We start from the raw sequence: 8465 nt of genomic DNA, 5'->3' as shown, positions 1-8465 counted from the left end.
GGCAGGGGCCGGTCGGCGACGCCGCTGGGGGCGCGAGGGCCCGGACTCGAACCAGGCGGCCCCGTCCGGTCCCGGCTCAGCGGTGGACGGGCGCGGGCCCGGCGGCCGGTTCGGGGCGACGGCCACGGCCGCGGTGCCGAGCGCGCGCAGCACCCGCCCGCCGGTACGCGCGACCGCCGCGTGGTCCGTCTCGGACGGTGGGCCGGCGACCGCCTCCGTCTCGGCCAGCAGGGCGGAGGGCAGCAGCACGATCGCGGTGGTCCCGTCGTACGGCGAGCGCCGCAGCATGATCTTGATGCCGTGCCGGGCCGCCAGCCGGGACACCACGAACAGGCCGAGCCGGTCGCTGTCGGCCAGGTCGAACTCCGGCGGGGTGGCGAGCCGGGCGTTGAGGTCGTCGAGGGTGGCCTGGTTCAGGCCGAGCCCCCGGTCCTCGATCTCCAGCGCGAATCCGTTGGCCGCCGTCATGCTGCGGATCTGCACCATCGTGTCCGGGGGCGAGAAGACGGCGGCGTTCTCCACCAGCTCGGCGACCAGGTGGATCACGTCGGTGACGGCCGCGCCCGCCAGCAGCGGGGCGTTCGGCATGGGGGCGATGGTGACGCGGGTGTAGTCCTCGACCTCCAGCACCGCCGAGCGTATGACGTCGAACACCGGCACCGGGTCGCGCCACCGGCGCGCGGGGGCCGAGTCGGACAAGATGATCAGGTTCTCCGCGTGGCGTCGCATGCGGGTGGTCAGGTGGTCGAGCTTGAACAGATCCTCAAGGATCTCCGGCTCCTCCACCCGGCGTTCCATCGTGTCGAGCAGCGCGAGCTGGCGGTGCAGCAGCGCCTGGTTGCGCCAGGCCAGGTTGAGGAAGACCTGGGAGACGCCCTTGCGCAGGGTGGCCTGGCCGACGGCGGCCTCGACCGCGGTACGCCGTACCGCCGAGAACGCCTGCACCACGCGGTCAACCTCGGCGGTGTCGGCGCGGTCGGGGGCGGGCGCCTCGGTGGCGGGGTCCACGTCGTCGCCGCGGCGCAACCGCTCCACCAGCCTGGGGAGCCGCTGCTCGGCCAGTTCCGTCGCCGACGCCTGCAACCGCCGCAGCTCGACGATCAGCGAACGGCCGAACCGGAAGGACAGCACGATCGACACGACCACGGCGGCCAGGCCCAGCAGCACGACGAGGCCGGCCCGCCAGTAGGCCGCGGTCTTCTGCGCCTGCGTCTCGGCCATGACGCGGACCAGTTCGCGCTGGGTGCCGCGGTTGATCACGTCGAGCATGTGGCCCGCGTCGCTCTTCCACCGGGCGGGGTCCACCGGCGGCGCGTAGCCGCTTGTGTCCCATGCGAACAGCTCGTCCTCGGCCGCGAGCAGCCGCTTGTAGGGGCCGCTGCGGACCAGTTCGTCGAGGTTCGCCCGCAGTTCGTGGCTCGCGTCGCGCTCGGCGTTGGCGAAGATGGTCCGGCGGCTGTTGAACGCGGCCACGAACGCGGCGCGGTCGATGGGGGTCATCTTGTTGCGCACGATCGTGCTGGTGATGATCGCATGCTCGCGGCCCAGGTACTCGGCGCTCGAAGTGTAGGCCGCCATGCCGCGCACCGCGCGGTAGGCCGACACCTCGACCGGCGGCGTCTGGTCGCCCAACTGCTTGTTCGCGACGTCGATCAGGTCGTCGTAGGCGGTGATGATCTTTATCGGCGGGGTCAGCCCGCCCGAGTCGGCGGAGGCGCGCAGCGCCTGGAGTCCGTCCAGCGCCCGTACCAGGGCCTGTACCTGGGCCGGGGTCTCCGTGCCCGCCGACTCCAGGTCCAGCGTGCCGATCACGTCGCGCAGCCGCTCGGCCTTGCCGTCGGTGACCCGCCGCTGCTCGGCCAGCGGCGCGTGGGAGGCGGTACCACGCGGCGCCTCCGCGGACAGCTGGCGCTCCCGCTGCAACTCGACCATCAGTTGCAGCACCGGCGAGCCGGTGGCCTCCCAGCGATCCTGCGCCTGCGAGACCGTGGCGATCTCCGCGAGGCTGGAGTACGTGATGAATCCCCACAAGGCGACCATGGAGATCAACGGCAGGAGCAGAATCCGGAGCAGCTTGGACCGAATCGGCGGGGGCGAACTCATCCATCATGTCCAATTGCTCGTGGTGGTGCGGCCGGGCGGTCGTGAGCCCTGAGCCGCCCCCGACACTGCCCGCTACGGCTGGTGCCTATGGTGCGTCCACTATGCCGATGGGGCACATGCACTTCAAGCGACCTATGTGAACAAACAAGGGAATTGTTCTGTCTGAGCGCGTGTGTGTACACCGTGAGTGACCATAGTGCCCAACTTCTCACACACAGTGATGATCGACCGGCGCGGTACGCTCCGCCGGCCGGTGGGTCTCGTTCAGCCGGTACGGCGCCAGGTCGCCGCCATGATGATCAGGCCGCCGAAGACGAAGGTGAGCGCCTCAATGCTCGGCGCCAGATCGTCCGGTGTGCTGGTGACGGGTGAAGATGTCCAGGAGCACGCCGATGGGCACGTCCGCCTCGGTGGGATAGCGGAAATGCCGGTCGGGATTGATCGTGTAGTGGTTGCGGCGGCCGACCCTGGAGCGGGTCAGGTAGCCCGCCTCGTGCAGGTCGGAGACGATCCCCTGGGCCGCCCGCTCGGTGATGCCGATGGCCGCCGCGATGTCGCGCAGACGGGCCTGCGGGTCGCGGGCGATCTCCAGCAGGACCCGCGCGTGGTGGGTCAGAAAGGTCCAAGAGGAGGACTGCCGGTCGGGGCTGGCGTTGGCCACGTCACATCTTCCTGCAGGGCGAAGCGGCGCGCTCCGCGGTGGCGGTGTCAGGAAAAATTATATCGGAAGCACTTTTCATGTATCATTGTTCCGACGTACGCTGGGCACCGCTAGTCAGACGTCCATCCGCGAGCAAGGGGATAACCATGGTTGTCACACGCCACACCCGTCCGCGCCGCGTGTGGACCCCGTCGGCCGACGCCGTGATCTACCTGGACGGCATCCTGCGCGTCACCTACACCCCCGCACCACGTGGCGGCCGAGTCCTCCTGGTCGGCGAACTCGACGCGACCAACATCTCGGCGGTCGCCCCCCTCTTGGCGCACGCCAGCGCCGAGGACACCCTGACCATCGATGTCGGCCTGCTGGAGTTCGTCGATATGGCGGGGCTGCGCATGCTGACCGGCCTGTGCCGCGACGGCGCGGCCCACCTCACCAACGTCCCGACCGGCATGCGCCGCATCCTCGCCCTCCTGCCCGAAGCCGAGGCCGCCGACCTCCTCCCCGACTGCGCCTATTCGCCTGCCTGAGCGGATCGAGCGGGCGGCCACCCTCGGTGAGCGCGACCGTGCATGGATGCGCGAACGCCTGACGGTGTGCATGAGATTCCTGACGATCCCCTCGCCCGCTGCGGCGGCGGGTTGAGTCGGAGTGGCAGGGCACCCAACAGGGATCAGACGGGTGTCAATTGCAGGAACGATCCGGCGAGCATGCGCATCCACCCCGAGGTGGCCCGCCACACCACGTCGTCCACGTACAGGACGCTTCCTGTGGCGTGACCTGCCTCGGTCTCCATACCGATCTGTACGTACATTTCGGCCGTGCCGGGCGGGGCTGTGCCGGTCACCTGGTGCTGGACCCAGGTGGCGGCGGAGACCGGCCGCTCGTGGGGAACCCCAGGCGGCGAGGCGTCACCACATGGCCCGGATTCGAGGTCGGTCACATCCGATCAACGTCGCCGAGCCGGTGCTGCGGCTCGCCGAGCACGTGCAGGCGACCCGCGTCCAGCAGAGGCCCGGCCGGCGTCGGCAACGCGCCGCCTTCTTGGTCGCTTCCCCGGATAAGCGAGTTCGTAGACCCTGTCGTGCTCACTGTCACGGACAGTCATGATCTGTTCGCCGAGCTCGGCGGCGTTGTCCCTGGCCCTTTCGCGGGCGGCGTCGGAGTTCGCGGGCTTAAGATCCTCCACGGTCGCTTTCATCGCGTCGGCGACTACCTTGACTGCCCTGGCCACCTCCGGGTAGCCCGTCCACCTCGGCGGGCGCGCCACAGGCTCCTCCCCAGAGTCGGCGCCGCCCTCGCCCCGGCCGGGCGTGCCGGTGAGCTCGCTGGCCTTCTCCATCTCACGGATCGTCGAGTCGAATCTCGAATCGTCGAACTCATCCATCTTCAGGTCGATGGCCGCCTGGAGGGATTCCTTGTCGAACTGGATCGCCGCGGGGGCTCCGCTGTATTCGCCTTGTCCGTCCGGGCTGCCGGCGAAGACGGTGGCGTAGGGCAGCAGGTTCCGGAACGTCAGGTAGGCCTCGATCGACTCCTCGGGGGACTCGGCCGCCATGACGTCCGTCGCCGCGTCGAAGATGTCGGAGACCTGCCCGCCCTTCAACTGGTCGGTGGGCAACAGGACGGCGAGCTTCGTCATCAGCTCGCCTTTGAGGGCGGTGACCGTCTCCTCGCGGAGTTTCTGCGCGATCCCCTCCTCGTGGTAGGTGGCCAGCATCTGCTTCACCGCATCGACCTCGGTTATCCAGGCCGTCGTGTGTGCGCCGTGGCCCACGACCCCGCGCGGCGCGGTGGGCCTGCCCTGGACGGCGAGCGTGCCGTCGCTGCGGAAGGCGGCGACGAGGTCGCCGCGGAAGGCGGCGACGGCACGCTCGCTGGTGCTGGGATCGGTCATCCAGGTGTTGCCGGTGGCCGGGGTCGGCCGGGGGGCGAGGCCGGCGTGCAGTTCCTGGACCCGGTCGGTCAGTTTTTTGATCGCATCTGAGCGGGCATTCCCCAGGCCGGACAGGTGGTCGTGGAGCCTTTTCGCGGCGGCGGCGGCCGGGTCGGATCCGAGGAAGTCCGACTTCTTGACGGCGGTGGGGTATGCCTGGCCCACGGTCCTTTGGTGCTCGTACAACAGGTGGGCGAGGATGTGAGCGCCGTCCTGGATCGCGTTGGCCAAGTCGTCGGTGGGCGACTCGTTCCGGGCATCTTCGCCGGAGGTCTGATTCAGATCCTCATTGTGTTCCTTGGACCGGTCGGGGGCCCTGGGCGGCACTTCGGATGGCGCTTCCCGCAGAGACCGCACGGTCTGGGTGGTTCGCGTTGTCATATGCCGCGTCTTCCGGTAGCCGGTGTCCCGGTCGGCGCTGTGCTCCGTATTCTTGGCGATCGTCTTGTTTTCGGCGAGTCTCGATGGCTCGCGGCTTGTGAGCTCCCGCTTGCCGCGCTTCTTCGGCGGCTCCACGTCAGGGGCCACGGTGCCCGGGCTCTCGTCCTTCCCCTTCGGCGCGACGACGCTTACGACGCCGGCCGCGCGGACCGCCGCCTCCATCGAGAACAGCTTCCACAGATTCTCGCGCGTCCCTTCTTGCTCGCCCGGTAAGAGCGTCTTCTCCGGCTGCTTCTCGACTTCCCGCACGGCGGTGCGTGCCGCGCCCTCCCCCGCCCCCGTCGAGCCCCGCGCCTTTGTGGCGGGCACCGTGGCGTAAGGGAGGAGGTTGCGGTAGGCGAGGTGGTAGCCGATCGCCTCCGACAGCAGCCTGGCCGCGTGGACGGTGGGATCCCGGTCCACCTCGTTCCGTCCGTCCAGCGCGGCGTCGGCCTTGTTGAGCAGGTCGTCCACCTGGCGGGCGTAGGTTCGGAGGGGCTCCTCGCGCTTGTCGCGGTCGTCGGATTCCAGGGTGTTCCACAGCTTCATGCCGAGCGAGGTGTCGTCGTCCCTCCACGCCTGGGCCTCCTGCTGCCTGGCGCGCAGCTGGTGCACCGCCTCCTTGACCGGCTTGCCATGCACGAGGGCGTGGACGGAATCGCGGACGCTCGTCCATGAGCCGGTGTGGTCGCCCATCCGGTTGCCGAACAGCGAGGGCGTGCGGGTGTTGCCGAACTTGATTCTCTCGATCTTGTTGTCCTTAACGGAGACGCGCGGCACGAGCTTGACCTGCTGGACGGCGCGCGGAGGCGCGCCGGGCTCCTCGCGGGCCGAGGCGGACCGGCTGCGCTTGTCCGCCTTGGGAAGGATCGGCGAGCCGGAACGGGGCGGCGAGCCGGCATGGCGGCCTTCGGTCCGGATGCGGCGCACCTCTCGCGTACGTTCGTTGATCGGCCGACTTCTCTTCACTCCGGGCATCGAGACCTGCCTCGTCGGGGGATCGCTCGGTAGATGGTGCAGGCAGACAGCGGTCGTCGTCGTAGCGCAGGTCGAACAGTCCGCCGGCCGGGCCGCCGGTCGCCGCACAGGCTCGCGGGCGGCGATCCTTCACTCACCATGCTCGTCTCCCGCAAGCGACTCCGGAACGGCGCCTCATGATCCCGAAGATGAACAAACCCGTCTACTTACCACAAAGGCAGATCTCACCCCCCATTGCCTCCGACACAAAAGCCGCGCGAACAGTGGGTACCGGTCGGGTTCGAGGACTGATCTTCCGAACGGGGGCGGGTCGGTCACACGATGATGAACTCCCCGCCCGGCCACGCGGGGGTGTCGCATCGTAGGACGGTGACCTCTCCCCCTGCTCCCGGCGGTGAACCCTCGCCGCCCGCCGAGCCGACCCCTCCGCCCGCGCGCCGCGACGACGGCACGCCGTACACGCCCAAGGGGTCGGGCCTCGCGCCGATCAGACGCGTTCTCACGCTCTCCCTAGCAGGAACGGTCCTTCTCAGCGCCGCATTGCTGGCGGGGTCACTATGGCTGCTGGGCTTCCCTGGCGTGGTGATCGAAAAGGGCGGGCTGCCGCTGGCCCGACTGCTGGATCTGGTCAAGCTCACATTGGGGGTGGTGGCCGGTGTCGGCGGGATGATCGCCCTGGTCGTGGCCTACCGCAGGCAGAAACTCGCCGAGGCCGCCCACGACCTCGCCGAGATAGGCGAAAACCGGGCGCAGTTGGCGGAGCAGCGAGCCCACCGGGCGGAGCAGCGGGAAGCGACCAAGCTCCACAACGACCGCTTCGGTGCCGCGGCCGGGCAACTCTTCCATGACTCCCCGGCGGTGCGGCTGGCCGGTGTCCACGCGATGGCCGGGCTGGCAGATGACGCACCTACTAGGGAACTTCGGCAGACGTGCATCGACGTGCTTTGTGCGTATCTGAGGATGCCGTACTCGCCACAGCCGCCCAACGGTGCGCCGGAGTCTGACCGACTGGCCTCTGCCGCGCTACGCGAGGTTCGGCACACCATCATCCGCCTCATCGGTGCCCACCTCCGTGACGGTGCCTCCGCTTCCTGGCAGGGGTACGACTTCGATTTCACCGGCGTTGTCTTTGATGGCGGCGACTTCTCCGGCGCGGTGTTCCCCAGCGGCACGGTGTCCTTCAAGGGCGCGGTGTTCTCCGGCGCCATAGTGTCCTTCAAGGGCGCGGTGTTCACCGGCGCCATGGTGCTGTTCGGCGACGCTATATTCTCCGGCGGCGGGGTGTCATTCGCCGACACAGTGTTCTCCGGCGGCATGGTGCTGTTCGGCGGCGCGGAGTTCTCCGCAGGCACGGTGCTTTTCGCCTACGCGGTGTTCTCCGGCGGCATGGTGCGCTTCACTAAGGCGGCATTCTCCGGCGGCTCGGTGGTCTTCAACCGTGCGGAGTTCTCCGGAGGCGAGGTGTCGTTCGCCAAGGCGGAGTTCTCCCACGGCATAGTGCATTTCAACGGCGCGATGTTCTCTGGCGGCGCGGTACGGTTCAACGGCGAAATGTTCTCTGGCAGCGCGGTACGGTTCAACAGCGCGGATTTCAGCGGCGGCGTGATGGACTTCGCCAGCGCGGTGTTCTCGCGCGGCATAGTGCACTTCAACGATCCGGCGACCTGGTCGGAGCCTCCGTCCGGACTCCCGTTCCCGCCGCCGGAAGGGCTATCGCTGCCGCCTGGGTGGGTGCCTAGCGCGCCGAAAGCCTCAGCGGAGGACTAGATGCTCACCCGCTGCCTTGCTGTTTGACGGGCCGTAGCCGTTTTGCTTCGGGGAGGGTGAGCCGGTCTACGGCGGCGCGGCGTTGGCGGCCGGGGCGGCGGTCGTAGCGGGCGGTGGTGGCCGGGGTGGAGTGGCCGGCGAGGTCTTGGGCGGTGGCGAGGTCTACGCCGGCGTCGAGGAGTTCGCCGATGAACGTGCAGCGGAAGTCGTGAGGGGTCGCGTTCTTCACTTCAGCCTGGGCGATGCGCTTACGCAAAATCTTCCGTACGGCCTGGCCGCTCATCCGGGGATGGGTGCCGACGGGGCCGGTGCGGGCCCGGCCGCCCTTGTACAGGCCCGGGAACAGCGCGCCGGGGGCGGTGCCGCGGACTCCAAGCCAGGCTTCGACGCGGGCGGCGGCATCCTCGGTGATGAACACCTGACGCTCCTTGTCCCGCGGCGTCGATGGCCTTGGCGGTCTTGGCGTCGGCGTCCGGCGTCCGGCGTCAGGTGGGAGTACACCGAGCTGGTGATGGTGGCGTTGGCGTGCCCGAGCCGCTTGGACACCTGTTCCAGGCCCACTTCAGGAATGGCGTTGCTGGCGTGAGAGTGCCGCATCTC

General features: G+C 69.1%; 7 protein-coding genes and 1 pseudogene. 2 read left to right on the top strand and 6 right to left on the bottom strand.

Going from position 1 to position 8465, the window contains the following annotated elements; translation table 11 throughout:
- On the bottom strand, nucleotides 1–2103 hold a 2103-nt coding region (locus C1I98_RS30695), incomplete at its 3' end, for a sensor histidine kinase (protein ID WP_111170871.1).
- Between the two features lie 328 nt (nucleotides 2104–2431).
- Nucleotides 2432–2764 carry a helix-turn-helix transcriptional regulator gene (locus C1I98_RS30690; protein ID WP_111170870.1) on the bottom strand — a complete coding sequence of 111 codons (333 nt, stop codon included), beginning with the start codon at nucleotides 2762–2764 and terminating at the stop codon, nucleotides 2432–2434.
- Between the two features lie 146 nt (nucleotides 2765–2910).
- Here C1I98_RS30690 and C1I98_RS30685 point away from each other — a divergent pair, with 146 nt between their 5' ends.
- Nucleotides 2911–3294, top strand: a complete 384-nt coding sequence (locus tag C1I98_RS30685; RefSeq protein WP_158558240.1) for an STAS domain-containing protein — start codon at nucleotides 2911–2913, stop codon at nucleotides 3292–3294.
- 143 nt (nucleotides 3295–3437) lie between these two features.
- Here C1I98_RS30685 and C1I98_RS40800 read toward each other — a convergent pair whose 3' ends face one another.
- The 3 genes from C1I98_RS40800 to C1I98_RS40795 form a co-directional block, all read right to left on the bottom strand.
- On the bottom strand, nucleotides 3438–3707 hold the full coding sequence (locus C1I98_RS40800; protein ID WP_146607733.1) for a hypothetical protein: 270 nt from the start codon (nucleotides 3705–3707) through the stop codon (nucleotides 3438–3440).
- Between the two features lie 6 nt (nucleotides 3708–3713).
- On the bottom strand, nucleotides 3714–6089 hold the full coding sequence (locus tag C1I98_RS30680; protein WP_146607732.1) for a hypothetical protein: 2376 nt from the start codon (nucleotides 6087–6089) through the stop codon (nucleotides 3714–3716).
- 323 nt (nucleotides 6090–6412) lie between these two features.
- Nucleotides 6413–6601 (bottom strand): hypothetical protein, encoded by a 189-nt coding sequence (locus tag C1I98_RS40795; protein WP_146607731.1) that lies wholly within the window; start codon nucleotides 6599–6601, stop codon nucleotides 6413–6415.
- A gap of 76 nt (nucleotides 6602–6677) precedes the next feature.
- Between C1I98_RS40795 and C1I98_RS30675 the strand changes: the two genes are divergently transcribed.
- Nucleotides 6678–7865, top strand: coding sequence for a pentapeptide repeat-containing protein (locus tag C1I98_RS30675; protein ID WP_199537328.1), 1188 nt, complete (start codon nucleotides 6678–6680; stop codon nucleotides 7863–7865).
- Between the two features lie 4 nt (nucleotides 7866–7869).
- Here C1I98_RS30675 and C1I98_RS30670 read toward each other — a convergent pair.
- A pseudogene (locus C1I98_RS30670) lies at nucleotides 7870–8286 on the bottom strand (tyrosine-type recombinase/integrase); the annotation flags it as partial.
- Nucleotides 8287–8465: the final 179 nt, after the last annotated feature.

Source organism: Spongiactinospora gelatinilytica (assembly GCF_003236385.1).
In the GTDB taxonomy this organism is placed as follows: Bacteria; Actinomycetota; Actinomycetes; order Streptosporangiales; family Streptosporangiaceae; genus Spongiactinospora; species Spongiactinospora gelatinilytica.
Note: the sequence above shows the minus strand (reverse complement) of the source record. Positions and strands in the feature narration are given on the sequence as shown.